At 70.9% G+C, this 26,248-nt stretch carries 27 protein-coding genes; 12 read left to right on the top strand and 15 right to left on the bottom strand.

Annotated features, from left to right (window positions below):
- The first annotated feature begins 157 nt into the window (after positions 1–157).
- Both ACFY12_RS30160 and ACFY12_RS30155 read left to right on the top strand, forming a co-directional pair.
- On the top strand, positions 158–1,153 hold the full coding sequence (locus tag ACFY12_RS30160) for an aldo/keto reductase (protein ID WP_390719090.1): 996 nt from the start codon (positions 158–160) through the stop codon (positions 1,151–1,153).
- Positions 1,154–1,325: 172 nt separating this feature from the next.
- Complete coding sequence (locus tag ACFY12_RS30155; protein WP_390719089.1) at positions 1,326–1,736, top strand: VOC family protein; 411 nt, start codon at positions 1,326–1,328, stop codon at positions 1,734–1,736.
- A gap of 138 nt (positions 1,737–1,874) precedes the next feature.
- Here the strand turns inward: ACFY12_RS30155 and ACFY12_RS30150 are convergent, their stop codons facing one another.
- Positions 1,875–2,288, bottom strand: a complete 414-nt coding sequence (locus ACFY12_RS30150) for a VOC family protein (protein WP_390719088.1) — start codon at positions 2,286–2,288, stop codon at positions 1,875–1,877.
- Positions 2,289–2,459: 171 nt separating this feature from the next.
- On the opposite strand from ACFY12_RS30150, the gene ACFY12_RS30145 reads away from it, so the two are divergent.
- Positions 2,460–3,047: a TetR/AcrR family transcriptional regulator gene (locus ACFY12_RS30145; RefSeq protein ID WP_390719087.1), complete on the top strand. Its 588-nt coding sequence runs from the start codon at positions 2,460–2,462 to the stop codon at positions 3,045–3,047.
- A 29-nt stretch (positions 3,048–3,076) separates the two neighbouring features.
- Here ACFY12_RS30145 and ACFY12_RS30140 read toward each other — a convergent pair whose 3' ends face one another.
- The 4 genes from ACFY12_RS30140 to ACFY12_RS30125 all read right to left on the bottom strand — a co-directional run bounded on the left by ACFY12_RS30140 (position 3,077) and on the right by ACFY12_RS30125 (position 6,313).
- Positions 3,077–3,643, bottom strand: a complete 567-nt coding sequence (locus tag ACFY12_RS30140) for an NADPH-dependent FMN reductase (protein ID WP_390719086.1) — start codon at positions 3,641–3,643, stop codon at positions 3,077–3,079.
- Positions 3,644–3,875: 232 nt separating this feature from the next.
- On the bottom strand, positions 3,876–4,307 hold the full coding sequence (locus tag ACFY12_RS30135) for an ankyrin repeat domain-containing protein (RefSeq protein ID WP_390719085.1): 432 nt from the start codon (positions 4,305–4,307) through the stop codon (positions 3,876–3,878).
- 264 nt (positions 4,308–4,571) lie between these two features.
- Positions 4,572–5,636: an asparaginase gene (locus ACFY12_RS30130; RefSeq protein ID WP_390719084.1), complete on the bottom strand. Its 1,065-nt coding sequence runs from the start codon at positions 5,634–5,636 to the stop codon at positions 4,572–4,574.
- Positions 5,637–5,767: 131 nt separating this feature from the next.
- Entirely contained in the window at positions 5,768–6,313 is a 546-nt protein-coding gene (locus tag ACFY12_RS30125; protein ID WP_390719130.1) for an ABC transporter substrate-binding protein, read from the bottom strand.
- A gap of 546 nt (positions 6,314–6,859) precedes the next feature.
- Here ACFY12_RS30125 and dtd point away from each other — a divergent pair.
- Positions 6,860–7,285 carry a D-aminoacyl-tRNA deacylase gene (gene dtd, locus ACFY12_RS30120; RefSeq protein WP_390719083.1) on the top strand — a complete coding sequence of 142 codons (426 nt, stop codon included), beginning with the start codon at positions 6,860–6,862 and terminating at the stop codon, positions 7,283–7,285.
- Positions 7,286–7,466: 181 nt separating this feature from the next.
- Here dtd and ACFY12_RS30115 read toward each other — a convergent pair whose 3' ends face one another.
- From ACFY12_RS30115 to ACFY12_RS30105, 3 genes are all read right to left on the bottom strand, one after another.
- The gene (locus ACFY12_RS30115) at positions 7,467–8,447 is read right to left on the bottom strand and encodes a YgfZ/GcvT domain-containing protein (RefSeq protein ID WP_390719082.1); all 981 of its coding nucleotides are present in this window, start codon (positions 8,445–8,447) and stop codon (positions 7,467–7,469) included.
- Positions 8,448–8,558: 111 nt separating this feature from the next.
- Entirely contained in the window at positions 8,559–9,077 is a 519-nt protein-coding gene (locus ACFY12_RS30110; protein WP_390719081.1) for a Fur family transcriptional regulator, read from the bottom strand.
- 209 nt (positions 9,078–9,286) lie between these two features.
- A complete protein-coding gene (locus ACFY12_RS30105) occupies positions 9,287–9,898 on the bottom strand; it encodes an FABP family protein (protein WP_390719080.1) in 612 nt (203 codons plus the stop codon).
- A gap of 273 nt (positions 9,899–10,171) precedes the next feature.
- Here ACFY12_RS30105 and ACFY12_RS30100 point away from each other — a divergent pair, with 273 nt between their 5' ends.
- Positions 10,172–10,537, top strand: coding sequence for a DsrE family protein (locus ACFY12_RS30100; protein ID WP_390719079.1), 366 nt, complete (start codon positions 10,172–10,174; stop codon positions 10,535–10,537).
- A gap of 43 nt (positions 10,538–10,580) precedes the next feature.
- Here ACFY12_RS30100 and ACFY12_RS30095 read toward each other — a convergent pair whose 3' ends face one another.
- From ACFY12_RS30095 to ACFY12_RS30065, 7 genes are all read right to left on the bottom strand, one after another.
- On the bottom strand, positions 10,581–10,868 hold the full coding sequence (locus tag ACFY12_RS30095) for a DUF3099 domain-containing protein (protein WP_390719078.1): 288 nt from the start codon (positions 10,866–10,868) through the stop codon (positions 10,581–10,583).
- Between the two features lie 245 nt (positions 10,869–11,113).
- On the bottom strand, positions 11,114–11,404 hold the full coding sequence (locus ACFY12_RS30090; protein WP_390719077.1) for a DUF1416 domain-containing protein: 291 nt from the start codon (positions 11,402–11,404) through the stop codon (positions 11,114–11,116).
- 48 nt (positions 11,405–11,452) lie between these two features.
- Positions 11,453–12,298 carry a sulfurtransferase gene (locus tag ACFY12_RS30085; protein ID WP_390719076.1) on the bottom strand — a complete coding sequence of 282 codons (846 nt, stop codon included), beginning with the start codon at positions 12,296–12,298 and terminating at the stop codon, positions 11,453–11,455.
- 336 nt (positions 12,299–12,634) lie between these two features.
- Complete coding sequence (locus ACFY12_RS30080; protein WP_361329501.1) at positions 12,635–12,742, bottom strand: putative leader peptide; 108 nt, start codon at positions 12,740–12,742, stop codon at positions 12,635–12,637.
- 286 nt (positions 12,743–13,028) lie between these two features.
- Entirely contained in the window at positions 13,029–13,730 is a 702-nt protein-coding gene (locus ACFY12_RS30075; protein WP_390719075.1) for a DUF2993 domain-containing protein, read from the bottom strand.
- Between the two features lie 292 nt (positions 13,731–14,022).
- On the bottom strand, positions 14,023–15,537 hold the full coding sequence (locus tag ACFY12_RS30070) for a hypothetical protein (protein WP_390719074.1): 1,515 nt from the start codon (positions 15,535–15,537) through the stop codon (positions 14,023–14,025).
- Positions 15,538–15,558: 21 nt separating this feature from the next.
- Complete coding sequence (locus ACFY12_RS30065) at positions 15,559–15,804, bottom strand: MoaD/ThiS family protein (protein ID WP_309302166.1); 246 nt, start codon at positions 15,802–15,804, stop codon at positions 15,559–15,561.
- Positions 15,805–16,083: 279 nt separating this feature from the next.
- Between ACFY12_RS30065 and ACFY12_RS30060 the strand changes: the two genes are divergently transcribed.
- The 7 genes from ACFY12_RS30060 (at position 16,084) to ACFY12_RS30030 (ending at position 26,215) form a co-directional block, all read left to right on the top strand.
- On the top strand, positions 16,084–17,817 hold the full coding sequence (locus tag ACFY12_RS30060; protein ID WP_390719073.1) for an ABC transporter ATP-binding protein: 1,734 nt from the start codon (positions 16,084–16,086) through the stop codon (positions 17,815–17,817).
- 155 nt (positions 17,818–17,972) lie between these two features.
- Complete coding sequence (locus ACFY12_RS30055; protein WP_390719129.1) at positions 17,973–19,877, top strand: ABC transporter ATP-binding protein; 1,905 nt, start codon at positions 17,973–17,975, stop codon at positions 19,875–19,877.
- Between the two features lie 677 nt (positions 19,878–20,554).
- Entirely contained in the window at positions 20,555–21,439 is an 885-nt protein-coding gene (locus ACFY12_RS30050) for a response regulator transcription factor (protein WP_390719072.1), read from the top strand.
- A gap of 24 nt (positions 21,440–21,463) precedes the next feature.
- Positions 21,464–22,489 carry a LacI family DNA-binding transcriptional regulator gene (locus ACFY12_RS30045; protein ID WP_390719071.1) on the top strand — a complete coding sequence of 342 codons (1,026 nt, stop codon included), beginning with the start codon at positions 21,464–21,466 and terminating at the stop codon, positions 22,487–22,489.
- 186 nt (positions 22,490–22,675) lie between these two features.
- Positions 22,676–23,860, top strand: coding sequence for a S1C family serine protease (locus ACFY12_RS30040; RefSeq protein ID WP_390719070.1), 1,185 nt, complete (start codon positions 22,676–22,678; stop codon positions 23,858–23,860).
- Between the two features lie 154 nt (positions 23,861–24,014).
- Entirely contained in the window at positions 24,015–24,752 is a 738-nt protein-coding gene (locus ACFY12_RS30035; RefSeq protein ID WP_390719069.1) for a response regulator transcription factor, read from the top strand.
- On the top strand, positions 24,749–26,215 hold the full coding sequence (locus ACFY12_RS30030; RefSeq protein ID WP_390719068.1) for a sensor histidine kinase: 1,467 nt from the start codon (positions 24,749–24,751) through the stop codon (positions 26,213–26,215). The genes ACFY12_RS30035 and ACFY12_RS30030 overlap by 4 nt, the downstream gene beginning before the upstream one ends.
- Positions 26,216–26,248 lie beyond the last annotated feature (33 nt).

Genomic DNA, 26,248 nt, shown 5'->3' with positions numbered 1-26,248 from the left:
GGGATTCCGGTAAGTCCCCAGGCCAGGAGGTAGCAGCAGCATGACCACATCGAAGACAGCGACGACGAACCCAGCCACGCCGAGCACGTCGGCCGCGCCGAGCACGCCAGTCACGGCGAGCACGCCAACCACCTCGAGCATGCCGGGTACTCCGAGCATGCCGGGCGCGTTGAGCGTCCCTTCGCGCAAACTCGGCGAGCTGACCGTTTCCGCGCAGGGAATGGGTTGCATGGGGATGAGCCACGGCTACGGGGAGTCTGACGATGCGCAGTCGATCGCGACCATCAACCGCGCGCTCGACCTCGGCATCAGCCTGCTGGACACTTCCGACTTCTACGGGGCGGGCCACAATGAGGAACTGATAGGCAGGGCCATCGCCGGCCGGCGGGACGAGGTGGTGCTGGCGACCAAGTTCGGGTTCGTCAACCGGCTCGGTGAGCCGACCGTGATCCGTGGCGACGCCGCCTACGTACGGCAGGCCTGCGACGCCTCACTGCGCCGACTCGGGGTCGACCACATCGACCTCTACTACCAGCACCGCGTCGATCCTGACGTACCGATAGAGGAGACCGTCGGTGCGATGGCCGATCTGGTCGCGGCCGGCAAGGTGCGGCACCTCGGACTGTCCGAGGCGAGTGTGGCGACGCTGCGTCGGGCGCATGCGGTGCATCCGATCGCCGCGCTACAGAGCGAGTGGTCGTTGTGGACGCGCGATCTGGAGCAGGAGACCGTGCCGGTATGCCGTGAACTCGGCATCGGCCTGGTGCCGTTCTCCCCGCTCGGGCGGGGCTTCCTGACCGGTCGCTACACCTCGCTGAAGGCGTTGCCGGAGTCCGATATGCGCCGCACCCAGCCGCGCTTCGCCGAGGGCAATCTGGAGCAGAACCTGGCCATCGTCGAGAAGCTGCACGACCTCGCCGCGGAGAGGGGCGTCAGTGCGGGTCAGCTCGCTCTGGCCTGGGTGCAGCACCGCGGAGAGGACGTCGTGCCGATCCCCGGCACCCGTCGGCGGGAGTACCTGGAGGAGAACCTCGCCGCCGTCGCGATCGAACTCACCGCTGACGAACTCGCCGCCATCGACGCAGCAGCCCCGGCGGCACTGATAGCCGGGACCCGCTACGACAAGGTGAGCATGACCTTCGTCAACGGGTGAGCCCGCCCGGGGGAGCGGCCCACGAGGGGCAATGGGAGGCAATGGGGGGCGACGGGGGGGCGATGAGGGCTAATGAAGGGCATTGAAGGGCAATGGGCGTCGATGAGCGCATCCGTGCTGCGCTTCCTAGACTTTGTGCAGTGGGCGTCCTCGTACGGAGGGACGGTGCGGCATGGACTGGAAGCTCGAACTGGTGCCGATTCCGGTGTCTGATGTGGAGCGGGCGAAGCGCTTCTACAGCGAGCAGGTGGGCTTCGCTGTCGATCACGACGTATGCATCGGTGGTGCGGCGCGCATTGTGCAGCTGACGCCTCCCGGGTCGGACTGTTCGATCGTCATCGGGGCGGGTGCCGGAGTCTCCGAGGTGCCGCCGGGATCCGTGCAGGGGCTGCAGCTGGTGGTGTCCGATGTCGCGGCCGCCCGCGCGCAGTTGATCGAACGGGGCGTCCCGGCCGGCCCCGTTCAGCATGTGGAGAACGGGGCGATGGCCGAGGGTCCCGGCGGGGCGTGGAACTCGTTCGTCTACTTCAGCGATCCGGACGGGAATGGCTGGGCGATTCAGGAACGGCCGGGTGAGGACTGAAGGTTGAGGGCTGGTGGTTGAGGGCTGGAGGACTGGAGGCCGAGCGCTGTAGGGCTGGAGGTTGAGCGCTGGAGGGCTGGAGGTTGAGGGTGGGAAGGGGGTGGGAGCGTGCCGCCGCCGGTCTCCCGGCAGCGGCGTTCACAGGCCCTGGGAGGCCAGCCATTCCGGGTCGGGGGCGATGGTCTGGAGGACCTCGATGAGGGTGCCCTCGGGGGCCCAGACGTTGAAGCGGCGCTGCCCCCAGGGCTCGTCGCGCACTGGTACGGCGATCGGTACGCCCTTGGCGCGCAGTGCGGCTTCCTCGGCTTCAGCGTCCTCCACGAGGAAGCCGAGGAGCGCCCCGCCGGTCTGCTGGGTGCGGAAGTCCTCGGGCATGGCTTCGTGGCCGCGCAGGGTGAAGTCCAGGTGGTGATCGGGGTGTTGGGGGTGCTGGAGGCTGGCGTACCAGTCCAGCTCCACCACCCGCTGGAAGCCGAAATTGTCGGCGTAGAAGCGGGCGCTGGCGGCGACGTCGTCGGTGAGCAGGGCGGTGCCGAGTTTGGTGAAGTGCATGGTGGTCGTGGTGGTCCTTCTCGTTCGGGAGCGGGCGGCTGGGTCGCGACAACAACTCCAGGTGTAGTGCTTCATTTGTAGTACTCTTGGTGTAGTGGTTGCAAGTCTTTTTTGTGGAGCATGCGGAATCGGGGGCGTGGACAGGGATGCGGACGGCGGAGGAGCTGAGGGATGGCGCGTAATCCTGAGCGGCGGGCGGCGCTGGTGGACGCCGCGATCGAGGTGCTGGCGCGGGACGGCGCGCGCGGGCTGACCTTCCGGGCCGTCGATACGGCCGCGGGTGTGCCCAACGGCACCGCGTCCAACTACTTCGCCAACCGGGACGACCTGCTGGCCCAGGTCACCGGGCAGATTCACCAGCGGATCGCGCCCGACCCGGCTGAGGTCGCCGAGGTGCTGGCGGCGCCCCGGGACCGGGCGCTGGTCGTCGAGCTGATGCACTGGATCAACCGCCGGGTGGCCGAGAACCGTACCGGCTATCTGGCGATGCTGGAGCTGCGCCTGGAGGCCACCCGGCGGCCCGAACTGCGGGCGGAGCTGACCCGGACCATCCGGGCGGTACTCGACGAGGATGTCCGCTTCCATCTGGACAGCGGGCTGCCGGGGGACCGTACGGCGGTGATGCTGATGTATCTCGCGATGACCGGGCTGATGCTGGAGCAGCTCACCCTGCCCGGAGTGGTGCCGGATGAGGAGGCCGACGGCCTGATCACGGCGCTCGTCGACCGCGCGACCGGCCTGAAAGGGGATGTGGGGTAGGGGTTGGGGGGGGGAGGGTGCGGGTCCCGCTATTCGCCGTACGGGCGGGCGGCGCGGGCCTCGCGGAGGGTCACGGCCCACCAGCTCAGCTGCGCGAGAAGGGTGTCGGCGGCCTGGGCGGCCGGGGCCGGGTCGTGCAGGTGGCCGGCGTCGTCGAAGAGCGTGCCGGCGAGCGCGAAGGACACCGTTTCGCGGACCGTCGTGGCGTGCAACTCGGCGAAGACCAGCCGCAGTTGCTCGACGGCGCGGAGGCCGCCGGAGATCCCGCCGTACGAGACGAAGCCGACCGGCTTGGCCTGCCACGGGGAGTGCAGCAGGTCGATGGCGTGCTTGAGCGGGGCCGGGAAGGAGTGGTTGTACTCCGGGGTGATCACGACGAAGGCGTCCGCCTCGTCGACGCGCTTGGCGTAGGACGCGTACTCCTCGCTGCCGTGGCGGAGTTCGTACGGGCGGACCGTGTCCAGGTCGATGACGTCGAGGGCGATCTCGGGGTGGCGTTCGGCCTGCCGGGTGAACCAGTTCGCGATGACGGGCGCGAACCGGCCCTCCCGGGTGCTGCCGACAATCACTGCGAGGCGGTAGGGGTGCTGGGACATGCGTGGCCCTTCGTGGCACGGCGGATGAGGCGGCGGCGGCCGTGTGGTGTTGCCGCCGCCGGGCTCGACGCTAGGACCTCAAGAAAGGTTGAGGTCAAGTGTGGTGGGGGCACCTGCACCTGCACCTGCCATGCCGCCGGTCATTCCCTCCCCGCCAGGCCATTCCCCCCGCCGGTCGCTCCCTCCCCGCCGATCAAACCCTCAGCCGTTCCCGCCATTTCCGCCATTCCCGTCACTCCACGCCGAACAGCTTCAGCAGTTCGGTCTTCTGGAACATCTGGGCCGTCTCGATCGCGGAGGGGGTGCCCGCTGCCGGGTCCGCACCATGCGCGACGAGCACCTTGACGACCTCGTCCTCGCCCTTGAAGACCGCGCCGGCCAGTGGCGTCTGGCCACGGTCGTTGGGCCGGTCGGCGTCGGCGCCCCGCTTCAACAGCGCCTCCACGGTGGTGGGGTGGCCGTGGTAGGCCGCCAGCATCACCAGCGAGTCGCCCTTGTCGTTCGTCAGGCTGGCGGGCACGCCCGCGTCCACGTACGCGGCGAGGGTGTCGGTGTCACCGTGCCGTGCCAGGTCGAAGACCTTCGCGGCGAGCTGCAGTACCTCGGGGTCGTGCGCGTGCTCGATCGCCTCGGGCCCCTGCGGCTCGGGATTCGCGTCGCTCATGGTCGCCGGCCTCCTGCTGTGGTGGGTGGTGCGTATGTGCCCTGTCAGCGCCACTTTATGCAGGCCATGGCCGTTGCGGCAGCGGTGGCGGGGCCGGTGGCGGGCTGATGCCGGAGTGGGTGGCAGAGCCGGTGGCCGGACTGATGGTGAGGCCGGCCACCGGGCCGACGGCCGAGCCGATGGCCGGACTGATGGCCGGGCCGATGGCCGGACTGATGGCGGGGCTGTCGGTGAGGCTGTCGGTGAGGCCGGCAGCGGGGCCGGTCAGAACGCGGCCCGGATCTCCCCGACGCGTACGCCGCCACCCAGCAGCGGTACGTCCTCCAGCCGCGCCAGCACGTCGGACTCGACGCCCATCGTGCGCAGGACGCGGGCCAGAACCGGCCCGAGGGCACGGGACGCCCCGTCATCGATCTTGAAGGCCAGGGCGCGGCCGTCCGGCAGGGCCACCGCCTGGACCGCCTCGGCGCCCATCTTCGACAGCACCCCGGGCAGCGCCCGCATCAGCCAGGTGTCGGGACGGCGGGTGCCGGCGACGTACTCCGGGTGGGCGCGCATCGCGTCCGCGACACGCCGCTCCGGAGTGCCCGGCTCCGCCAGGACGAACTGCCGGAAGGCGCGGGCCAGACCGGTCAGCGAGAGCGCGAGCAGCGGCGCGCCGCAGCCATCGGTGCCCACGTGCACGACGTCCTCGCCGCTCGCGTCGCGTACGCCCTCGGCCACCAGCTGCTGCAGCGGATGGTCCGGATCGAGGTACGAGGCCAGCGGCCAGCCGTTGAGCGCGGAGGCGGCCAGCATCGCGGTGTGCTTGCCCGAGCAGTTCATGGCGAGGCGGTCGCGGACCCGGCCCGAGGCCAGGTACGCCTCCGCCTCCACCGGGTCCAGCGGCAGGTCCGGCGGTGCCTGCAGATGGTCCGGGGTCAGCCCGTGCTCGTCGAGCATGGTCCGTACGAGGTCCAGGTGGAAGGCTTCACCGGAGTGGCTCGCGGCGGCCAGCGCCAGCCGCTCACCGGACAGGTCCAGGCCCGCACGCAGCACCGCGGCGGCCTGCATCGGCTTGTTCGAGGAGCGGGGGAAGACCGGGGCGGTCACCTCGCCCCACGCCGTCTCCACACTGCCGTCCGCCGCCAGCACCACCAGCGAGCCGCGGTGCCGGCCCTCGACGAAGCCGGAGCGCACGACCTCGGCGAGGACGGGCGATGTGGGTATCGGCGAGGCTGTCGCGGTGGATACAGCGGTGGATACAGCGGTGGATACAGCGGTGGATATCGCGGGGGGTATCGCGGCGGATATCGGGGCGGGTGAGGACGAGTGCGAGGACGAGGTCATCGGCGGCCTTCCGGGGGTGGTGTCGGGTGCCGCTGTCCGGGGCCGGATCCGGGCCCTGGGGCCGGCGCGTCCGGGTGCCGGACGGCTCCACCAGTCCGCCAGGACGCTGTGCCCGGAGGCTTGTGGCCAGGTCAGGACAGCAGGTCGTCTACCTGCGCTTCACCTTCACGGTACCTGCGGGTGATCTCCGCGCTGCAATCATCAGTGGTGCGCTGGAGTGACTGACGGCGTTGCGACACCTCCCGTTCGTGGCGGATCAGCCGGCCCATCGCGTCGTGGAGCTCCTCGTCGGTGCGCGCGGTGAGGTCGGACAGCTCCACCTCACCGAGCATCTCCTCGGCCAGCCTGCGGTACTCCTCGCTGTGGGGTGTGCCGAGCGTCACATGACGCGCCGAGGAGCGGTGCCGGGACGGCAGATCCGCCAGGATCTCCGGCAGCCGGTCGAGCAGAGGGGAGTGCTGGGCGCTCCGGCGGGCGATCTCGGCCCGCAGAATGTCGATCCGGCCCTGAAGCAAACGCCGTAGATAGCTCAGATCGGCCTCCTCCTGCTGTGCGTCGCGCCGCAGTACGCGCAGCGCGGGCAGCCCCAGACCGGAGAGATCGGGGGCGGCGGCCGGGCGGCAGCGGTCGCGCTGCTGCGGAGGGCGGGGGTGCTGCGCCTGACCTGCCTGGGGCATGGGGTCGTCCTTGGTGCCGGCCGGCTCGCGGTGAGCCGGTGCCGTGGTCGTGGTCGTGGTGGTGGCCGCGGAGGCGGTGGCCGTAGTCGTCACCGGAGCAGTGGCCGGAGCCGTTGCCGTAGCAGTGGCCGGAGCCGTTGCCGTAGCTGGGGCGGTAGCCGTGGCACTGGTGGTGCTCGTCGTGGACGCGGTCGGCGGCGCCGGTGTGGGGGAGGGGGAGGCGGATGCCGTCGCCGGCTCCGGCCCCGTCCGTCCGTCGGGCGCCGTGCGGGCCTCCGGTGTGGCGCGGACACCGGACGCCGTGCGGGCATCCGGTGTCGTACGAGCGGTTGGTACGGGACCGGGTGTCTGTCCGGCGCCGACAGTGGTCATGGATGGTTCCGTCCCCTCGTCCGGTACCGCGTCCAGGGCATGTTGTCCCTGAAACGCACCGCGTGCACGCATCGTGCCACTCTGTGCGGTCCTTCCGCAGGGCCATGGCACCCGAACGGCCCCGGGAGGGTACGGCTGTCCGAAGCGGTCCGGCCGCCCGGCATCATGGCGGGTATGCGAGCTGTGGTGCAGAGAGTCGACGGCGCACGCGTCGAGGTGGCGGGAGAAACGGTCGGGGAGATCACCGGGGAGGGCCTGTGCGTGCTGGTGGGGGTCACCCACGACGACACCCCGCAGAAGGCGGCGCAGCTCGCCCGCAAGCTGTGGTCGGTGCGGATTCTGCAGGGTGAGAAGTCCTGCTCGGACATCGGAGCGCCGCTGTTGGTGATCAGCCAGTTCACTCTCTACGGTGACGCCCGCAAGGGCCGCCGTCCCACGTGGAACGGCGCGGCCCCCGGGCCGGTCGCCGAACCGCTGGTCGACGAGGTCGTCGCACAGCTGCGGGAGCTGGGCGCCCAGGTGGAGACCGGCCGCTTCGGCGCGCAGATGAAGGTGTCGCTGACGAACGACGGGCCGTTCACGGTACTCGTCGAGGTCTGACGGACGACGGGCCGTTCACGGTACTCGTCGAGGTCTGACGGACGACGGGCCGTTCACCGTACCCATCGAGGTCTGACGGACGTACGCGCCGAGGTCTGATGCACGCGCCCGCCGAGGCCTGGCCCGTACGCCGCAGCCCAGCAGCGTCCGTACGGGCCCCTCGGCGGCATCCGTACGGCAACTACGGTTCGACCACGACCTCCTGTGCCGCCGCCGTGCCTCCCGCCAGCAGCGCGGCGTCCACCGGCACGTTCCGCTTGACCAGCGCCAGTGCGATCGGGCCGAGCTCGTAGTGGCGGGCCGAGGTGGTGACGAAGCCGAGCTGGCGGCCCTCCTCGCCGTCTGCGGCCAGGCGTACGGGGGCGCCGTGCGGCGGCAGATGTACGTCGCTGCCGTCCAGGTGCAGGAAGACCAGCCGGCGCGGCGGCCTGCCCAGGTTGTGGACCCGGGCGACGGTCTCCTGGCCGCGGTAGCAGCCCTTCTGGAGGTGTACCGCGGTGCCGATCCAGCCCACCTCGTGCGGGATGGTGCGGTGGTCGGTCTCCAGCCCCAGGCGGGGACGGTGCGCCTCGACCCGCAGCGCCTCCATCGCCAGCACGCCGATCGCCGGGCCGTGCGCCGCGGCGAACGGCTCCAGCCCGGTGCGCGGCAGGAACAGATCGCGGCCGTGGGCGGTCTCGCGTACGACGGTGTCGGCGGGCGACTCGGTGATCGAACCGGCCGGCAGGTGGACCACCGCGATCTCGTCGGTGCGGTCGGCGACCTCGACCTGGTAGAAGAACTTCATGCTCTCCAGGTAGGCGATCAGCGCCTCCTGGTTGCCCGGTTCGGTGTGCATCCAGGTCGTCGTGCCGTCGTCGACGAGGTAGACCGCGTGCTCGATGTGCCCGTGCGCGGAGAGGATCAGCGCCTCGGTGGCCTGGCCGGGCGGGAGATCGCTGACGTGCTGGGTGAGCAGCAGATGCAGCCAGCTCAGCCGTTCGGGCCCGGAGACGGTGACCACACCGCGGTGCGAGAGGTCCACGAAGCCGGAGCCGTCGGCGAGCGCGCGCTGTTCCCGGAACAGGTCGCCGTAGTGCGCGGCGACGCCTTCGTCGGGGGCCTCGGCGGGGACGGCGCCGGGCAGCGACAGCAGAGGGCTGGCGGGTGAATGTCGCAGCATGAGGCCAGCCTACGACCCGGACGCCAGAGGCTCAGCCGTCGGTCCGGGGGCCTGGCACCGGCTCGGGGAGCCCTGGCGCCGACTCGGGGTCCCTGGCACCGAATCGGGCGGTCAGCCGTCGGCCCGGCCGGCCCTGGCGTCGGCTGTGGCTTCAGCTCTGGCATCGACTGCGGCATCGGCATCGGCTTTGGCTTCGGCTTTGGCATCGGCGGCCTTGGTGCGGCAGGCCGCACAGCGCCCGAAGATCGCGAAGTGCTTCATATCCGTGTCGAAGCCGAACTGTTCGCGCAGCGCGGCCGTGAACGGCTCGGCCACCGACAGATCCGCCTCGATGACGTCCGTGCAGTCCCGGCACACCAGATGGAGGTGGTGGTGGCGGTCGGCGAGGTGGTACGTCGGCGCCCCGTGCCCGAGGTGCGCATGGCTGACCAGGCCGAGCTCCTCGAGGAGTTCGAGGGTGCGGTAGACGGTGGAGATGTTCACCCCGCCCGCGGTCTTGCGGACTTCGGTGAGGATGCCGTCCGGGGTCGCGTGCTCCAGCCTGTCCACGGCCTCCAGCACGAGCTGGCGCTGCGGGGTCAGACGGTATCCGCGCTTGCGGAGGTCGCTCTGCCAGTCGGTGGTCACCACACCCCCAGTGTAGGAGGGCGACTGTCCGCGGAAGGGCGATCGGCGCCGCCGCATCAGCTCTTCCGTGGCCCTTCCGCGGCCCCTTCGCGGCTCTTCTGTCCCTCTTCCGTAGCTCTTCCCTGTCCCCTCGCAGTCCATGGCGAGGGGACAGGATGCTGCTCACGGCGAAGGGACGACGAGGGGACGAGATGCCGCGCCGCCCCGGGCGGTCAGCCCTGGTACGGCGTGCCGTCCGGGTTGAAGAAGGAGACCCCGTCCGGCATGTCGTCGGGCAGGCTCTCCGCCCACTCCTGGAGGTTGGCGACCTTCTTCAGATGCGCCGACATGTACGGGCGCAGCGGCACGTCCGGCGTGGCCTTCTCGCCGACCCACATCAGGTCGCCCTTGACGTAGCCGTAGAGCCGCTTGCCACCGCTGTACGGGCCGGAGGCGGCGGTGCGCGCCACGGCGTCGGTGGCCAGGTCGATCTGCGGCTTCTGGTCGGCCAGCTCGCCGTACCAGACCTCCGCGACGCCGTGGTCGCGGATCATCACGACCTCGACCTTGCGGTCCTTGTCGATACGCCAGTAGCCGGTCTCGCTCTCCAGCGGGCGGACCTTCTTGCCGTCCTCGTCGAGCACCCAGGTGCGCGAGACGTACTCGATGAAGTCACGGCCGTCGTGGCTGAAGGAGACCTCCTGGCCGAAGTTGCACTTCTCGGCGTCGGGGCCCTGTTCGGCAGTGTCTCCGACGCGGGCGTAGACACCCGCGCCCTGCCAGTCGCCGAGGAGGAAGGCGAGCGGTACCAGGGACGGGTTCAGGTCGGACGGAATCTCGATCATGAGTACTCAGACGATCTATAGAGGGGGGAGGGGGTGCTCAGGAGTTCAGCGCTGGCCCTGGTACAGCTTCTTCCAGGTCAGACCGGCGAACGCGAGCACGCCGATACCGACCAGAACCAGCAGGGAGGTGAAGAATGCCTCAAGCACGAGCGCGCTCCTTGGGCGGAGTGAGGATGTATGGATGTATCGGACCGCCAGCGAGTCTAGTCGGCACCGCTGACAACGGCGCTGTGAGGTCCACCGCCCCATCCGGCCGCCGCCTACTCTTACCTCATGGCGAAGAAGCTCGTGATCAAGGTGACGGCGGGTGCCGATGCGCCCGAGCGGTGCTCACAGGCGTTCACGGTGGCGGCGGTGGCGGCGGCCAGCGGCGTCGAGGTGTCACTGTGGCTGACCGGGGAATCGGTGTGGTTCGCGCTGCCGGGGCGGGCGGCCGAGTTCGAGCTCCCGCACGCCGCGCCGCTGCCGGATCTGATCGACGGGATCCGCTCGGGCGGTGGGGCGATCACGGTCTGTACCCAGTGTGCGGCCCGGCGCGGCATCGAGGAGAAGGACCTGATCGAGGGGGCGGGCATCGCCGGCGCCCAGCTCTTCGTCAGCGAGATCATGCCGGACGACGTCCAGGCGCTGGTGTACTGAGGCATTCCCGTGTGCTGAGGTACTCCCGGAAGCCCGGCAGGGCCTAGTGCGGGTGCTTGGTGTCGCCCCGGTCGTCCAGCTCGCCCCACCAGCGGTCGGACTCGGGGTCGCCCGACTCGTCCCACCAGCGCTCACCGGGTTCCCGCCGGTTGCCGACGAACGCCGCGATCGGCGGGATGACCATGGCGACGACGCACATGGCCACCGCGGCCGGCACCGACCACAGCCGTACCACGCCCCAGGCGAGCACGAACAGCACCAGGCACGCGCCCATCAGCAGGAAGTACCGGCGATGACGGCGCTCTGCGGGCGAGCGGCGGTGCGCGTACACAACTCCACGGTAAGTCCGCGGCGGGCCGGAGAGAAGCGTGCCGGAAAGAAGCGTGCCGGGCGGACAGCGGCAGCAGGAGGGCCGCACCCCCGCACAAGGTGTCCAAACCTCTGGGGTGCGGCCCTCCGGCCGTACGGAAGGTACGTACTGCCCGTCGGCCACCGGCCACCGGTATCGGTCGCCGGTCGCCGGTCGTCGGTCACCGGTATCGGTCACTGGTACCGATACCGGCGACCGGTCCGCCGTCAGACGGCGATGGCGACCTCCGCCAGGCCGCCCTGCTGGGCGACGATGGTGCGGTCCGCGGCGGTGGCGCCCGGGACGAGGGCGCGCACCGTCCAGGTGCCCTCGGCCGCGTAGAAGCGGAACTGTCCGGTCGCGGAGGTGGGGACCTCGGCGGTGAACTCGCCGGTGCTGTCCAGGAGTCGGACGTATCCGGCGACGGGCTCGCCGTCGCGGGTCACGCTGCCCTGGATCGTGGTCTCACCGGACTTGACGGTCGAAGCGTCGGGGCCGCCGGCCTTTGCTCCACACATGTGTACTCCTAGGGGGAAGGGACCAGAGGAAAGGGAGGTCGGGGTGGCCTACTTGTTGGCGCCGAGCTCGATCGGCACGCCGACGAGCGAGCCGTACTCGGTCCAGGAGCCGTCGTAGTTCTTGACGTTGGTCTGGCCGAGCAGCTCATGCAGGACGAACCAGGTCAGCGCGGAGCGCTCACCGATCCGGCAGTAGGCGATGGTGTCCTTCGAGAGGTCGACGGACTCCGTCTCGTAGAGCGCCCTCAGTTCGTCGTCCGACTTGAAGGTGCCGTCGTCGTTGGCGTTCTTCGACCACGGGATGTTGCGGGCGCTGGGCACATGGCCGGGGCGCTGCGACTGCTCCTGCGGGAGGTGCGCGGGGGCGAGCAGCTTGCCGCTGAACTCGTCGGGGGAGCGCACATCGACGAGGTTGAGGTTGCCGATCGCGGCGACGACGTCGTCACGGAAGGCGCGGATGGCGGTGTCCTGGGCCTTGGCCTTGTACTCGGTGGCCGGGCGGTGCGGGACCTTGGAGCCGTCGACCAGCTCGCGCGAGTCCAGCTCCCACTTCTTGCGGCCGCCGTCGAGCAGCTTCACGCCGGTGTGGCCGTAGAGCTTGAAGTACCAGTAGGCGTAGGAGGCGAACCAGTTGTTGTTGCCGCCGTAGAGGATGACGGTGTCGTCGTTGGCGATGCCCTTCTCCGAGAGAAGCTTCTCGAACCCCGCCTGGTCGATGAAGTCGCGGCGCACCGGGTCCTGGAGGTCCTTCTTCCAGTCGATGCGGACCGCGTTCTTGATGTGGTTCTTGTCGTAGGCCGAGGTGTCCTCGTCGACCTCGACGATGACCACCTTCGGGTCGTTGATGTGGGCCTCGACCCAGTCGGCGTCTACGAGGACGTCGCTGCGGCTCATGGTTCTTCTCCTCCGGGGCAGTGGCGGATGGATAGTGGCGCCCCCCGCTCGTTGAGAGCTTGGGGGAAGGTGCGGAGTGGTGTGCGGGTATGCCGATGCCGACTGTGCGCCGGTGGGTTCCGGGCGCCGTCACTTTCGTACGGTGCCCAAGTGGCGCGGTGCGGACACATGGATCCGGCCCGAGGGGCCGACGAGCCGGCTGGGGACGAGGCACCCCTGTTCCTCCCTGTTCCTCGAAGAGCTCGCTGCTCTTCAGGGCTCTTCAGAGGGTTTGGGGGAGGGTGCGGAAGCCCGTCGGACGGCGCGACTCAGACAGGGCGACGCGGACAGGGCGTCTCAGACAGGGCGACAGAGCATGGCGGCGACGCGGCACAGGTCGACTGCCCGCCGCTTGGTGAGTACCGCCAGTCCCCGAGGGTGGGGACGGCTCAATGCGCTCTGCATGGCCCCGATCGTAGGGACGCGGAGCCGGGCATGTCACCGGCGTGTCATATGGCGAGACATGATTGTCCGCATGACGGTACGCGTGGCCTTGTGAGGCGAGTCCGGGCGGGTCCGGGCGGGGTGCCGGGAGGGGGACGCCGGTGGGGGGTCTGGTCTGCGGACCAGGGCGTCTCAGAGATTGGATGGCCGTTCGGCCGCGGGCTGATGGCGGGCTGATGGCGGGCCGGTGGGGCGGCCCGCCACGCGCGCCCGGTCAGCTGGTCCGGCCAAGTGGCCGGTGGCCAGGTCAGCCGGTGAGCTTGACGTCCTTGCCGGAGGCGGAGATCGAGATGCCGTCCGCCTGCGTCGTGACCTTGTCCAGCTTCAGGTTGCCGGGCAGCTGGTCCAGCTTCCAGTCGTGGTCGGTCTCGGCGCGCACCTTGGCCTGGCATCCCGGGAGGGCCCGGCACACCACCGGAAGCTCGTCGGCGCGCAGCCGGACGGTGTTCCCGTTCTCGACGGTGATCGAACCGGTCACCGTCAGCGAGTCGAGGAACGGAACGTTCGGCGTGATCTTGACCTGGCTGCGGCCGTCCTTCTCCCCGGCGTAGGAGACCTTGACGTTGCGGCCCGACGCCTTGGTCAGGTCGGCGTAGGTGATCCGGGCCGTGGCGGTCGCCGAGGCGGCGCCCTCGATGGATCCGTAGTCGCTGGTCAGTTTGACGTCCTGGAACTGCGCGGACATCTGGTCGATGCGCAGCGTGTGCCCCTCGGCCCGGGCCTCGACGCTGCCGAGCTTGGCCTCCACCTCGTCGAGGCTGCGGCCGGCGACCTGGGTCAGGAAGGGGAAGCCCTTGATGGAGACCTCCGGGGTCCGGTCCAGCCCCCGGCTGGCGCGGAGCTTCTCCGCGGCCTTGTCCTCGGCCAGGTTCACCGCCAGCCGGTCGGCGGCCACGAACAAGCCGCCGAATATGACGACGAGGACCAGCAGCACACGCAGTGCTCGCATCGAATCACTACCCCCACACCCGGGCCGGGATCACCGGCCGATTCGTCCGCGCAGGTCCCCTTCCTGTGCCTGCGACCCGACCGACCCTAGACGACAGGGGAAGGGGAACGGGAGCGGCGGCCGTCCCGGGGCGCGAGGAGCGCCCTGCGACGACCGCCGGTTTCGTACGCATACGGCCGGACTCATATGCGTACGACTGCGTATGAGTCCGGCCATGCATGGAGAAGGGGGATATAGGGGGATGTGAGGTGACAGGTCCTAGCCCAGTCCTAGCTTTAGTCCTAGCCCAGTCCTAGCCCAGCGCCCTCCCCAGGACGTACACCGCGGGTGCGGCCAGGGCCAGTGGCAGGGCGACACCGGCCGTCATATGGACGAACCGCGACGGGTAGTCGTAGCTGGCCACCCGCAGGCCGATCAGCGCGCAGCCGCCGGCCGCCAGGCCCAGCAGCGCCCCGGACGCCCCCAGGCCGGTCAGCTGCCCCGCCCCGATGCCCGCGCCCGCGGCGGCCACCAGTGAGACGCCGAGCGAGACGGGGGAGGGCAGCGGCAGCGCCCGGGCGAGGGTGGCCACCGCGACCGCGGCGGCGCCGACCACCACCGCGTGCGCGCCGGCCGCGAGCAGCCCGGCGGCGAGCACCGCCAGCGCGGTCGAGGTCATGCCCGCGGTCAGCGCGTACATCCGCTCATCGGCGCTGCCGCGGTTGCGCAGCTGCAGGATCAGGACCAGCAGGCACCACACCCCGAGCGTGCCGATACCCACCAGGGGCGCGCTCGCCCGGTCGGTGGCCAGCAGCGCGGCATCGGTGGTCAGGCCGGCCAGGAACGCCAGCGCGATGCCCTGGCGGGCCGGCCACATGCCGTTCAGCCGGAACCAGCCGGCCGCCGTGACCGCCTGCAGCAACACGACGGGCAGGGCGAGTACCGCCTGGGCCAGCGGTGCGGTCAGCGCGAGCAGGACGGCGAGCCCGGCGGTCAGCGCGGCCGGCTGGATGCCGGGCGGGATGATCGGCGAGCGGCCTTCGAGGCGGGCACGCTGGTTGGGCGCCAGCGGCGCGCTGGGGATCGCCCGGCGGGCGGCGGCCGCTGCGTCGGTCGTGGCGGCCGTAGTGGCTGTAGCGGCCGTGGCGGCGGCGACGGCAGCCGGTGCGGGCCTGGCCTGCGGGGGGTGCTGGCGGGCGTACGGCTCCTCGGCCCGCGGCGCACTCTGGTGCTGGGCCGCCGGCGCGCTCTGGTGTGCGCCGGGCGGCTGGGCCGGGTGGTGCGGGGCCGGTGTCTGGCCGTAGTGCGGTGGCCGCGGCGCCGCGGGCGGTGGCGGTGACTGCGGCTGCGCCTGGTGCCCGTGCCCGTGTCCGTTTCCGTGGCCGTGCCCGTCGTACCCGTACTGGGGGCGCGCGTACGGGGGGTTGTTCTGCGGCGGCGACGCGGGCGGTGGCGCCGCGGGCGCCGGCGACGGCTGCTGCGCATAGGGGTCCGTATAAGCCCCGTACGCCTGCTGCCCGTACGGGGCGCCGGGGGTGCCGTACGCGGGCCGCGCGTCGTAGGGCGGCTGCCCGGACTGCCCGGACTGCCCGGACTGCGGTGCCTGGTAGGCCTGTTGGGCGTACGGGTCCGACTGTTGGGCGTACGGCTCCTGCGAGGAATACGGCTCCTGCGACGGGTACCGATCCTGCGACGGGTACCGATCCTGTGACGGATACGGATCCGTTGACGGGCGCGGATAAGGATCCTGTGACGCGTACGGATCCTGTGACGCGTACGGATCCGATGACGGATAGGGGCGGTGGCCCTGCGGCTGCTGATCGCTCATCGTCTGCTGCTCACCCTCTGCTCACCCTCCCGCGAACGGCGGCAGGACCTCGACCGTGCCGCCCTCGGCCAGCGGCACCGCCGCGTGGTCGCGGGTGCCGACCGGATCGCCGTCCACCAGGAAGGAGGAGCGCTGCAGGACGCGCGCGAACTCGGGGTTCGCCGCGTGCGCCGCGCGTGCCGCGTCGAGCGCCTCGGCGAGCGTCGCCGCCGCGTAGGGCTCCTCCGCCGTGCCGGCGGCGGCCTTGGCCGCGGCCCAGTAGCGCACGGTGCCAGTTCTTGTCACGGCGCCCTCTTCGTCGTGTTCGTCGTGTGGTTCGTCTTCGTCGTGTGGTTCGTCGTTACCGCCTCCATGATGGCTTACGCGGCGGCCGGTCCGGGCGCGGGCGAGCAAGGGGGGCGGTACCGCCGGTACCGCTGGTTCCGCCCCGCGCGCGGCGCGCTTCAGCCTTTGGACGTAGGGCGCGGGTCCGATTTCACTGCGGTATGGGGCTGATTCTTCTGGGAATTCGGTTGCTGAAGGCAAGCGTTCGATTAGTCTCCTTGTGTGTTGGTCCGACTAGCGCGGGCACATTTGCGGCCCCACAGGCGCTCGATATCCCTGATCGTCCTCCTCCAGCTGATCCAGACCCTGGCAACCCTCTACCTGCCCAGCCTCAACGCCGACGTCATCGACAACGGTGTCATCAAGGGCGACACGGGCTACATCCTCCGTATCGGCGGTTTCATGACCGCCGTCACCCTGCTGCAGATCGCCTGCGCCATCGGAGCCGTCTACTTCGGTGCCCGTACGGCCATGGCGCTCGGCCGGGACATCCGCGCCGCGGTCTTCGACCGGGTGCAGTCGTTCTCCGCGCGGGAGGTCGGCGCCTTCGGCGCGCCGTCCCTGATCACCCGCACCACCAATGACGTCCAACAGGTCCAGATGCTGGTCCTGATGACGTTCACGATGATGGTCTCGGCACCGATCATGATGATCGGCGGCGTCATCATGGCGCTCAACCAGGACGTGCCGCTGTCGGGCCTGCTCCTGGTCATCGTCCCGGTCCTCGGGATCCTCGTCTCACTGTTCATGCGCCGGATGCGTCCGCTCTTCCGCGGGGTGCAGGAGCGCATCGACACCGTCAACCGCATCCTGCGCGAGCAGATCGCCGGTATCCGCGTGATCCGTGCCTTCGTCCGCGACCGGCACGAGCGGGAGCGGTTCGCCGTGGCCAGCACCGAGCTCTACGACGTCTCGGTACGCGCCGGCCGGCTGATGTCGATGATGTTCCCGCTGGTCATGCTGGTCGTGAACGTCTCCAGTGTGGCCGTGGTCTGGTTCGGCGGGCTGCGCATCGACGGCGGCGAGATGCGGATCGGCGCGCTGACGGCGTTCCTCAGCTACCTGATGTACATCCTGATGTCGATCATGATGGCGACGTTCATGGTGATGATGCTGCCGCGCGCCGAGGTCTGCGCCGAACGCATCCAGGAGGTCCTGACCACGGACTCCAGCGTCACCCCGGCCGCCCACCCCGTCACCGAGCTCCGCCGCCACGGCGAACTGGAGCTCCGTCACGTCGAGTTCCGCTTCCCGGGCGCCGAGCAGCCGGTCCTCAAGGACATCTCGCTGATCGCCCGCCCCGGTGAGACCACCGCCGTCATCGGCTCCACCGGCAGCGGCAAGTCCACCCTCCTCGGGCTGGTCCCGCGCCTCTTCGACGCGACCGGCGGCGCGGTCCTGGTGGACGGCGAGGACGTCCGCACCCTCGACGAGGAGACGCTGGCCAAGGCCATCGGCCTGGTCCCGCAGAAGCCGTACCTCTTCTCCGGCACGGTCGCCAGCAACCTCCGCTACGGCAACCCGGACGCCACCGACGACGAGCTGTGGCACGCCCTGGAGACGGCGCAGGCAAGGGACTTCGTCGAGCGGATGGACGGCGGCCTGGACGCCCCCATCGCCCAGGGCGGCTCCAATGTCTCCGGCGGCCAGCGCCAGCGCCTGGCCATCGCGCGGGCCCTGGTCCGCCGCCCGGAGATCTACCTCTTCGACGACTCCTTCTCCGCCCTGGACTACGCCACCGACGCCGCCCTGCGCGCCGCCCTCGCCCGCGAGACGGACCGGGCCACGGTCGTGATCGTCGCCCAGCGCGTCTCCACCATCCGCGGCGCCGACCGGATCGTCGTCCTGGACGAGGGCCGGGTCGTCGGCACCGGCACCCACACCGAGCTGATGGCCGGCAACGAGACCTACCGGGAGATCGTGCTCTCCCAGCTCACTGAGCAGGAGGCGGCGTGACACCCCCGGACAAGGCGGCGGCCACCAAGGACCAGGCACCCGCCACGCGGCACCGCACGGCGGCCCCGGAACAGGCCGCCGACAAGAACCCCGACAAGAACCCCGACAAGGCCCCGGCGCGGGGCCCGGCCCCGGCGGCCGGCGCGGCCCGTTTCATGGGCGGCCAACCCACCGAGAAATCCCTCGACTTCAAGGGCTCCGGCATCCGCCTGCTCGCCCATATGCGCCCCGAGCGCGGCATCATCTCCGTCGCCCTGCTCCTCGGCGTCCTCAGCGTGGCCCTGACCGTCATCGGCCCCAGGGTCCTCGGCCATGCCACCGACCTGATCATGTCCGGCATCGTCGGCCGCCAGCTGCCCGACGGACTGACCAAGGCCGAGGCCGCGGCCCGGCTGCGCGCCCAGGGCCAGGGCGGTCTGGCCGACATGCTCGGCACGATGCCGGTCGTGCCCGGGCACGGCATCGACTTCGGCGCGGTCGGCGTGGTCCTCCTCTGGGTCACCGCCATCTACGTCGGCGCCGCCGTCTTCGGCTTCGTCCAGGCCCGGATCGCCACCACGGTCGTCCAGCGCACGGTCTTCCGCCTCCGCGAAGAGGTCGAGGAGAAGCTGGCCCGGCTCCCCCTCAGCTACTTCGACACCCAGCAGCGCGGCGAGGTCCTCTCCCGCGCCACCAACGACATCGACAACGTCGGACAGGCCCTCCAGCAGACCCTCAGCCAGATCATCACCTCGCTGCTGACCATCCTCGGCGTGCTCGGCATGATGTTCTGGATCTCCTGGCTGCTGGCCCTGGTCGCCCTGGTCACGGTCCCGGTCTCGATCATCGTCGCCACCAAGGTCGGCAAGCGCGCCCAGCCGCAGTTCGTCCAGCAGTGGAAGACCACCGGCAAGCTCAACGCCCACGTCGAGGAGATGTACAGCGGCCACAGCCTGGTGAAGGTCTTCGGCCGTCAGAAGGAGTCCGCCGCCCTCTTCCGCGAGCAGAACGAGGCGCTCTACCAGGCGGGCTTCAAGGCCCAGTTCATCTCCGGCATCATCCAGCCCGCGATGATGTTCATCGGCAACCTCAACTACGTCCTGGTGGCGGTGGTCGGCGGCCTCCGCGTCGCCTCGGGCGCCCTCTCCATCGGCGACGTCCAGGCCTTCATCCAGTACAGCCGCCAGTTCAGCCAGCCGCTGACCCAGGTCGCCTCGATGGCCAACCTCGTCCAGTCCGGTGTCGCCTCCGCCGAGCGGGTCTTCGAACTCCTCGACGCCAAGGAGCAGTCACCCGACCCCGAGCAGCCGGCCCGCCCCGGAACCCCGGTCCGCGGCCATGTCTCCTTCGAGGACGTCTCCTTCTCCTACACCGACGACAAACCCCTCATCGAGCACCTCTCCCTCGCCGTCCGCCCCGGCCAGACCGTCGCCATCGTCGGCCCGACCGGCGCCGGCAAGACCACCCTGGTCAACCTCCTGATGCGGTTCTACGAGGTCCGCGGCGGCCGGATCACCCTGGACGGTACCGATATCGCCGCCATGTCCCGCGAGGAACTCCGCTCGCACATCGGCATGGTCCTCCAGGACACCTGGCTCTTCGGCGGCACGATCGCCGAGAACATCGCCTACGGTGCCCCCGCCGGCACCTCCATGGACCAGATCGTCGCGGCCGCCCGGGCCACCCACGTCGACCGCTTCGTCCGCACCCTCCCCGACGGCTACGACACCGTCATCGACGAGGAGGGCAACAACGTCTCCGTCGGCGAGAAGCAGCTGATCACCATCGCCCGCGCGTTCCTCGCCGAACCGGCCATCCTCGTCCTGGACGAGGCCACCAGCTCGGTCGACACCCGCACGGAGGTCCTCATCCAGCACGCGATGGCCCAACTCCGCACCGGCCGCACCAGTTTCGTCATCGCCCACCGCCTCTCCACGATCCGCGACGCGGACACCATCCTCGTCATGGAGAGCGGCGCGATCGTGGAACAGGGCTCCCACGACGAGCTGTTGGCGGCCGACGGCGCGTACGCCCGGCTGTACGCCGCGCAGTTCGCGGAGGCGGTGGCGGAGCCGGAGTGACGTTCCGCTGCGCTTGGCTGGCTTCCCACGTTGTCGTCTGCGGCGCCGTACCTTCCGTTGCGCCTGCGGCGGGCCGTTCCGCTGCGCTTGGCTGACCTCCCACGTTTTTGGCTGTCCCGCCGTTGCGCCTGGCGGCGGGCTGTTGCCGCTGCGCGGGGCTGTACGTCACGGGTGCGCCCCTCCGGACTGCCGTCCTGCGGTGCGCCCCCTCCCGTGGGTGGGTGGAAAGAGACCGGTGGGGGTGTACGTGATCCCTTGCGTGCCCGCAGTGGACCACTCGCGTACACCCCCACTCACCGTTTTCTTCCCACTTCCGGGAGGGGCCGCTCCGCAGGACGAAGTCCGGAGGAGCGGACCCGCGCCCGACCCACCCACGCCCGCCGCAGGCGCAACGGCGAAACGGAAGGCACGGCGGGAAAGCCAAAAACGTGGGAAGCAAGCCAAGCGCAGCGGATGCGGTATCCTGTCTCGCTAAGAAGGATCCGGGCAGCGTTGCCCCCGGGTCCTTTCGTGCTTTCAGCCACCACGGGGCGTGGCGGAAGGCTATGTGCCCCCGTCACAGGGACCGAGGAGGAACCAGACGTCATGGGCGAGCGAAGCAGGCAGGACGACCACGCGCGGCACAGTCGGCAAAACAGTCGGCACAAGCGTGCGCAGCACACGGCAGGTGGTCGGAGGTGAGTTCGCTCCTGCTCCTGACCAATGCCCTTCAGCCGTCGACGGAGGTGCTCCCGGCGCTCGGCCTGCTGCTGCACAGCGTGCGGGTGGCCCCCGCCGAGGGGCCGGCTCTGATCGACACCCCGGGTGCCGACGTCATACTGATCGACGGCCGCCGTGATCTTCCGCATGTGCGGTCCCTGTGCCAGCTGCTGCGGTCCACCGGGCCCGGTTGTCCGCTGATCCTGGTCGTCACCGAGGGCGGGCTGGCGGCGGTCACCGCCGACTGGGGCGTCGACGACGTCATGCTGGACACCGCCGGCCCCGCCGAGGTCGAGGCGCGGCTGCGGCTGGCCATGGGCCGCCAGCAGATCTCCGCCGATGACGGTCCGATGGAGATCCGGAACGGGGATCTCTCCGTGGACGAGGCGACCTACAGCGCCAAGCTCAAGGGGCGGGTCCTGGACCTGACCTTCAAGGAGTTCGAGCTGCTGAAGTACCTGGCGCAGCACCCGGGCCGGGTCTTCACCCGCGCCCAGCTCCTCCAGGAGGTGTGGGGCTACGACTACTTCGGCGGTACGCGGACCGTCGACGTCCACGTACGGCGGCTGCGCGCCAAGCTCGGGCCCGAGCACGAGTCGCTGATCGGTACGGTCCGTAACGTCGGCTACCGCTTTGTGACGCCGGAGAAGGTGGAGCGCGCCGCCGAGGCCAAGGCCAAGGCCGAGAAGGCGGCCGCGGAGGCGAAGCCGACGTCCCCTGAGGGCGGGAGGCCGGAGCGGGGACGCGGTGCGGAGAGCGGCACCGGCTCCGGGCAGGCGGCCGACTCCGGGACGGCGATCGGCTCCGGAAACCCCGTGGCCGGGGCCACGGAATCCGCTGCCGTACGGCCTGCCTCCCGGTAGGACCACCCGCGTAGACTGCCGCGCGTGGCCAAGGTGACGCGGGATGATGTGGCAAGACTGGCGGGGACGTCGACCGCGGTCGTCAGTTACGTCATCAACAACGGACCCCGGCCGGTCGCCCCGGCCACGCGCGAGCGGGTACTCGCCGCGATCAAGGAGCTGGGCTACCGGCCGGACCGGGTCGCGCAGGCCATGGCGTCCCGCCGTACCGACCTCATAGGTCTGATCGTGCCGGACACCCGGCAGCCGTTCTTCGCGGAGATGGCGCACGCCGTGGAGCAGGCCGCCGCCGAGCGCGGAAAGATGGTCCTGGTCGGCAACGCCAACTACGAGGACGAGCTCGAGGCGCACTATCTCCGGGCGTTCCTCGGGATGCGGGTGGCCGGGCTGATCCTGATCAGCCAGGGGCCCAGTGAGCACGCCGCCGCCGAGATCGACGCGTGGGACGCGCGCGTGGTGCTGCTGCACCGCCGGCCGGACGCGATCGACGATGTCGCGGTGATGACGGACGACGTCTGGGGTGCGCAGCTGGCGACCCGGCATCTGCTGGAGCACGGCCATCCGTACGTCGCGTTCCTCGGCGGTACGGAGGAGACCCCGAAGTCCGGCGACCCGGTCACCGACCATGTCGAGGGCTGGCGGCGGGCCATGCTGGAGTCGGGGAAGCCGACGGAGGGCCGCTACTACGAGGCCGCGTACAACCGCTATGACGCCTACGAGGCCGCGCTGAAGCTGCTGTCCGGGCCGGAGCGGCCGCCGGCCATCATGTGCGCCACCGACGACCAGGCGATCGGTGTCCTGCGGGCCGCCCGTGAGCTGCGGATCGATGTGCCGGGCGAGCTGGCGGTGGCCGGGTTCGACGACGTGAAGGAAGCCGCGCTGACCGATCCGCCGCTGACGACGGTCGCCTCGGACCGTGAGGCGATGGCGCGGGCCGCGGTGGACCTGGTGCTGGACGACGGGCTGCGGGTGGTCGGGTCCCGGCGCGAGCGGCTGCGGCAGTTCCCGTCCCGGCTGGTCGTACGGCGGTCGTGCGGCTGCGGCGGCTGACGGCATCTGAGGGCGTCTGAGGGCATCCGGCAGCGGCTGACGGCGCGGAGCAGCCTGACCTCCGGTCCGCGGGCGGCCGCCGCTCTACTGCGGCTGGAGCAGTGTTTATACCGGGCATACCCACTTCTGTCGGGTTCCTCAGGGCGTTCTCAGGCAGCTCTCATGCACCGGGCGCAGAGTGGTCACATGACCGAGAGCTACCGCCGCGGCGGCGATGACATGCCACAGAACCGGCCGTACGCATACGGCACCGAGCACACCGCACCCACCGAACAGGACCGCCAGGGCCAGCCCCTGGGCCAGCCCCAGGGCCAGGCCCACCAGGCCCAGGGGTTTCCGCCTCCGCCGCCGTACGCACCGGGGACGGACGGCGCGAACGGGACGGCGACCTGGGCTCACGGGACGCCCGGGATGGCCGGGACGCCCGGCGTGGCCGGCGAGGGCGACGCGGACGGCGGCGGCACGGCCCGGCGGCGGGCCCGGCGCCCGGTCGCGCTGATCGCGGCGGTGGCCCTCGCCTCCGGTCTCATCGGCGGCGGCAGTGCGGCACTGATCGCCGGGGCGACCCAGCACGCCACGCAGAACAGCGCCTCCACCCCGCTGGTCAACGCGGGCCAGAAGAGCGGCGGCGGGGTCGCGGGGGTGGCCAAGGCGGTCAGCCCGGCGATCGTGGAGATCAAGGCGCGGACCGGTGACGGCCAGTCCACCGGCTCCGGAGTCGTCATCACCAGCGACGGCGAGATCATCACCAACAACCACGTGGTCGCGGGCGCGAGCACGGTGACCGTCAGCTTCAGCGACGGCAGCCGCAAGACGGCCAAGGTCGTCGGCACGGACCCCGGCAAGGACCTGGCGCTGATCAAGGTCCAGGGCGCCAAGAACCTGACCGCGGCCCGGCTCGGTGACTCCGACAAGCTCACGGTCGGCGACCAGGTCGTCGCGATCGGCTCGCCCGAGGGGCTCACCGGCTCGGTGACCAGCGGAATCGTCTCCGCCCTGAACCGGGAGGTCACCGTCCCCAAGGAGGACGGGCAGCAGCAGCGGCGGCAGTGGAACCCGGGCGACGGGGGCGGCTGGCCGTTCGAGTTCGGCGGGAACGAGTACAACGGGGACACCGGCTCGTCGAAGACCTCGTACAAGGCCATCCAGACCGACGCCTCGCTCAACCCGGGCAACTCGGGTGGCGCCCTGATCAACATGCAGGGCGAGATCATCGGCATCAACTCCGCGATCTACTCGCCGACTTCGGCGTCGAGCAGCACCGCGGGCAGCGTCGGCCTCGGCTTCGCCATACCGGTCAACACCGTCAAGGCCGACCTCGACTCGCTGCGTGGCGGCGGCGACGGCGGCAGCGGCTCCAGCGGAGTCTGACGCCCTCCCCGCGCCACCGGCCGGGGCTGACGCCCTCCCTGCGCCCTACCCGCCCTGCCCGCCACCCATGCCCTGCCCGCCGCGCTCCCGTGCAAGGCTGTGAGGAGGAACCAGCCGTTCTTCCGTATCCATCCCCTCCGAGGTAACCACGCAGATGAGCCCCGCCGAGCACGGTGATCAGCCCGCCCGCATCCTGATCGTCGACGACGAGCCCGCCGTCCGCGAGGCGCTCCAGCGCTCGCTCGCCTTCGAGGGGTACCGCACCGAGCAGGCGGTCGACGGCCTGGACGCGGTCGAGAAGGTCGCGTCCTACGACCCCGAGCTGATCGTGCTGGACGTCCTGATGCCCCGGATGGACGGGCTGACCGCCGCCCGCCGACTGCGATCGAACGGGGTGACCGTACCGATCCTGATGCTGACCGCCCGTGACACCGTCGGTGACCGTGTCACGGGCCTGGACGCCGGCGCCGACGACTACCTCGTCAAGCCCTTCGAGCTGGACGAGCTGCTCGCCCGGATCCGCGCGCTGCTGCGCCGCAGCTCGTACGCGGCGGCGGCCGAGGCGCAGCCGGAGGACGGCGAGACGCTGTCCTTCGCCGATCTGCGGATGGACCTGACGACCCGCGAGGTGACCCGGGGCGGCCGGCGGGTCGAGCTGACCCGCACCGAATTCACGCTGCTGGAGATGTTCCTCGCGCATCCGCGCCAGGTCCTCACCCGGGAGCAGATCCTGAAGGCCGTCTGGGGCTTCGACTTCGAGCCCACCTCCAACTCCCTCGACGTGTACGTGATGTACCTGCGCCGCAAGACGGAAGCGGGCGGCGAGCCGCGGCTGGTGCACACCGTGCGCGGGGTCGGCTACGTCCTGCGGGCGGACGGCGGGCCGGAATGAGCGACCGCGCCGGGACGACGGCACGGAACGGCGGGCGCCCGTGGGGCCCCCTGGAGCGCCTCCGGCGACTGCCGCTGCGCTCGCGGCTGGCGCTGCTCACCACGGTGGCGGTGGCCTTCGCGGTGGCCCTCTCGGCCGCCGCCTGCTGGCTGATCACCCGGGACCGGCTGACCGGGCAGCTCGACGAACAGCTCCGCAACGTCGAGGTGCAGCCCAGCTCCGTCCAGGCGCTCAGCGCCTACTGCAACAACGCCCTGGACGCGGTGAACTTCCAGCCCACGCCGTACACCATCCAGCTGGTGTCGGCGGGCGGCTACGTCTGCACCGCACCGTACAAGTCGCCGATCCCCGCCCAGCGGGCGGACACCGCGGTGGCCGCGGGCCGGACGAACGCCGCGGTACACACCACCAGGGCCCGGGACGGGGCCGAGATGCGGGTGTGGACCGAGCCGTACGGCGGTGCGCTGACCGACGCCAACGGCAACCGGCTGGCGATCTCCGTCGCGGTGCCCATGAAGCAGGTCACCGACCCGCTCAACCAGCTCGCGGTGGTGCTGCTGATCGTCGCCGGGGTCGGGGTGCTGGGCGCGGCCACCGCCGGGCTCTGGGTGGCCCGCGCGGGTCTGAGACCCGTCGACCGGCTGACCGACGCCGTCGAGCACGTCGCCCGCACCGAGGACCTGACCATCCGCATCCCGGCGGAGGGCGACGACGAGATCGCCCGCCTCTCCCGCTCCTTCAACGCCATGACCGCGGCCCTGGCCGCCTCCCGGGACCTCCAGCAACAGCTGATCGCGGACGCCGGACACGAGCTGCGCACCCCGCTCACCTCCCTCCGTACCAACATCGACCTGCTCGTACGGAGCGAACGGTCCGGCCGGGCGATCCCCACCGCGGACAAGGAGGCGCTGCTGACGTCGGTGAAGGCGCAGATGGGCGAGCTGGCCGCGCTGATCGGCGATCTGCAGGAGCTGTCCCGGCCGTCGGCCCCCGGGCAGTCCGCCGTGGACGTCGTCGCGCTGCACGACATCGTCGGCACGGCGCTGGAGCGGGCCCGGCTGCGCGGCCCGTCGCTGACCCTGACCGCGTCCACCGACCCCTGGTACGTACGGGCCGAACCGGCCGCGCTGGAGCGGGCGGTGGTCAACCTGCTCGACAACGCGGTGAAGTTCAGCCCGCCCGGCGGCACCATCGAGGTCCGGCTGTCCGGCGGCGAGCTCACCGTCCGCGACCACGGACCGGGCATCCCGCAGGACGAACTGCCGCATGTCTTCGAGCGGTTCTGGCGCTCACCGTCCGCGCGCAGCCTGCCCGGCAGCGGCCTGGGCCTGTCGATCGTGGCCCGCACGGCCGAGCAGGCGGGCGGCACGGTGCGGCTGCGCTCCGCGGACTCCGGCGGCACGGAGGCGATCCTGACCCTGCCGGGCGCGCCGACGCCCCCGCCGGCGATGCCGAACGGCTAGCGCCGTTGCGGTACCAGGGCGCTCCTGCCGCTA

Source organism: Streptomyces sp. NPDC001339 (assembly GCF_042895955.1).
In the GTDB taxonomy this organism is placed as follows: domain Bacteria; phylum Actinomycetota; class Actinomycetes; order Streptomycetales; family Streptomycetaceae; genus Streptomyces.
The sequence above is the reverse complement of the archived record's forward strand: the minus strand, read 5'-3'. Positions and strand labels throughout refer to the sequence as shown.

Excerpts from the sequence above, each read along its gene's own strand:
- ACFY12_RS30130 (WP_390719084.1), bottom strand. The coding sequence starts at position 5,636 with ATGACCTCGTCCTCGCACTCGTCCTCACCCGCCCCGATATCCGCCGCG.
- ACFY12_RS30100 (WP_390719079.1), top strand. The coding sequence starts at position 10,172 with ATGGCGAAGAAGCTCGTGATCAAGGTGACGGCGGGTGCCGATGCGCCC.
- ACFY12_RS30125 (WP_390719130.1), bottom strand. The coding sequence starts at position 6,313 with ATGCCCCAGGCAGGTCAGGCGCAGCACCCCCGCCCTCCGCAGCAGCGC.
- ACFY12_RS30040 (WP_390719070.1), top strand. The coding sequence starts at position 22,676 with ATGACCGAGAGCTACCGCCGCGGCGGCGATGACATGCCACAGAACCGG.
- ACFY12_RS30080 (WP_361329501.1), bottom strand. The coding sequence starts at position 12,742 with ATGCAGAGCGCATTGAGCCGTCCCCACCCTCGGGGACTGGCGGTACTC.
- ACFY12_RS30035 (WP_390719069.1), top strand. The coding sequence starts at position 24,015 with ATGAGCCCCGCCGAGCACGGTGATCAGCCCGCCCGCATCCTGATCGTC.
- ACFY12_RS30145 (WP_390719087.1), top strand. The coding sequence starts at position 2,460 with ATGGCGCGTAATCCTGAGCGGCGGGCGGCGCTGGTGGACGCCGCGATC.
- ACFY12_RS30160 (WP_390719090.1), top strand. The coding sequence starts at position 158 with ATGCCGGGCGCGTTGAGCGTCCCTTCGCGCAAACTCGGCGAGCTGACC.
- ACFY12_RS30085 (WP_390719076.1), bottom strand. The coding sequence starts at position 12,298 with ATGAGCCGCAGCGACGTCCTCGTAGACGCCGACTGGGTCGAGGCCCAC.
- ACFY12_RS30075 (WP_390719075.1), bottom strand. The coding sequence starts at position 13,730 with ATGCGAGCACTGCGTGTGCTGCTGGTCCTCGTCGTCATATTCGGCGGC.
- ACFY12_RS30155 (WP_390719089.1), top strand. The coding sequence starts at position 1,326 with ATGGACTGGAAGCTCGAACTGGTGCCGATTCCGGTGTCTGATGTGGAG.
- ACFY12_RS30150 (WP_390719088.1), bottom strand. The coding sequence starts at position 2,288 with ATGCACTTCACCAAACTCGGCACCGCCCTGCTCACCGACGACGTCGCC.
- ACFY12_RS30070 (WP_390719074.1), bottom strand. The coding sequence starts at position 15,537 with ATGAGCGATCAGCAGCCGCAGGGCCACCGCCCCTATCCGTCATCGGAT.
- dtd (WP_390719083.1), top strand. The coding sequence starts at position 6,860 with ATGCGAGCTGTGGTGCAGAGAGTCGACGGCGCACGCGTCGAGGTGGCG.
- ACFY12_RS30030 (WP_390719068.1), top strand. The coding sequence starts at position 24,749 with ATGAGCGACCGCGCCGGGACGACGGCACGGAACGGCGGGCGCCCGTGG.
- ACFY12_RS30090 (WP_390719077.1), bottom strand. The coding sequence starts at position 11,404 with ATGTGTGGAGCAAAGGCCGGCGGCCCCGACGCTTCGACCGTCAAGTCC.
- ACFY12_RS30140 (WP_390719086.1), bottom strand. The coding sequence starts at position 3,643 with ATGTCCCAGCACCCCTACCGCCTCGCAGTGATTGTCGGCAGCACCCGG.
- ACFY12_RS30055 (WP_390719129.1), top strand. The coding sequence starts at position 17,973 with ATGGGCGGCCAACCCACCGAGAAATCCCTCGACTTCAAGGGCTCCGGC.
- ACFY12_RS30115 (WP_390719082.1), bottom strand. The coding sequence starts at position 8,447 with ATGCTGCGACATTCACCCGCCAGCCCTCTGCTGTCGCTGCCCGGCGCC.
- ACFY12_RS30135 (WP_390719085.1), bottom strand. The coding sequence starts at position 4,307 with ATGAGCGACGCGAATCCCGAGCCGCAGGGGCCCGAGGCGATCGAGCAC.
- ACFY12_RS30105 (WP_390719080.1), bottom strand. The coding sequence starts at position 9,898 with ATGATCGAGATTCCGTCCGACCTGAACCCGTCCCTGGTACCGCTCGCC.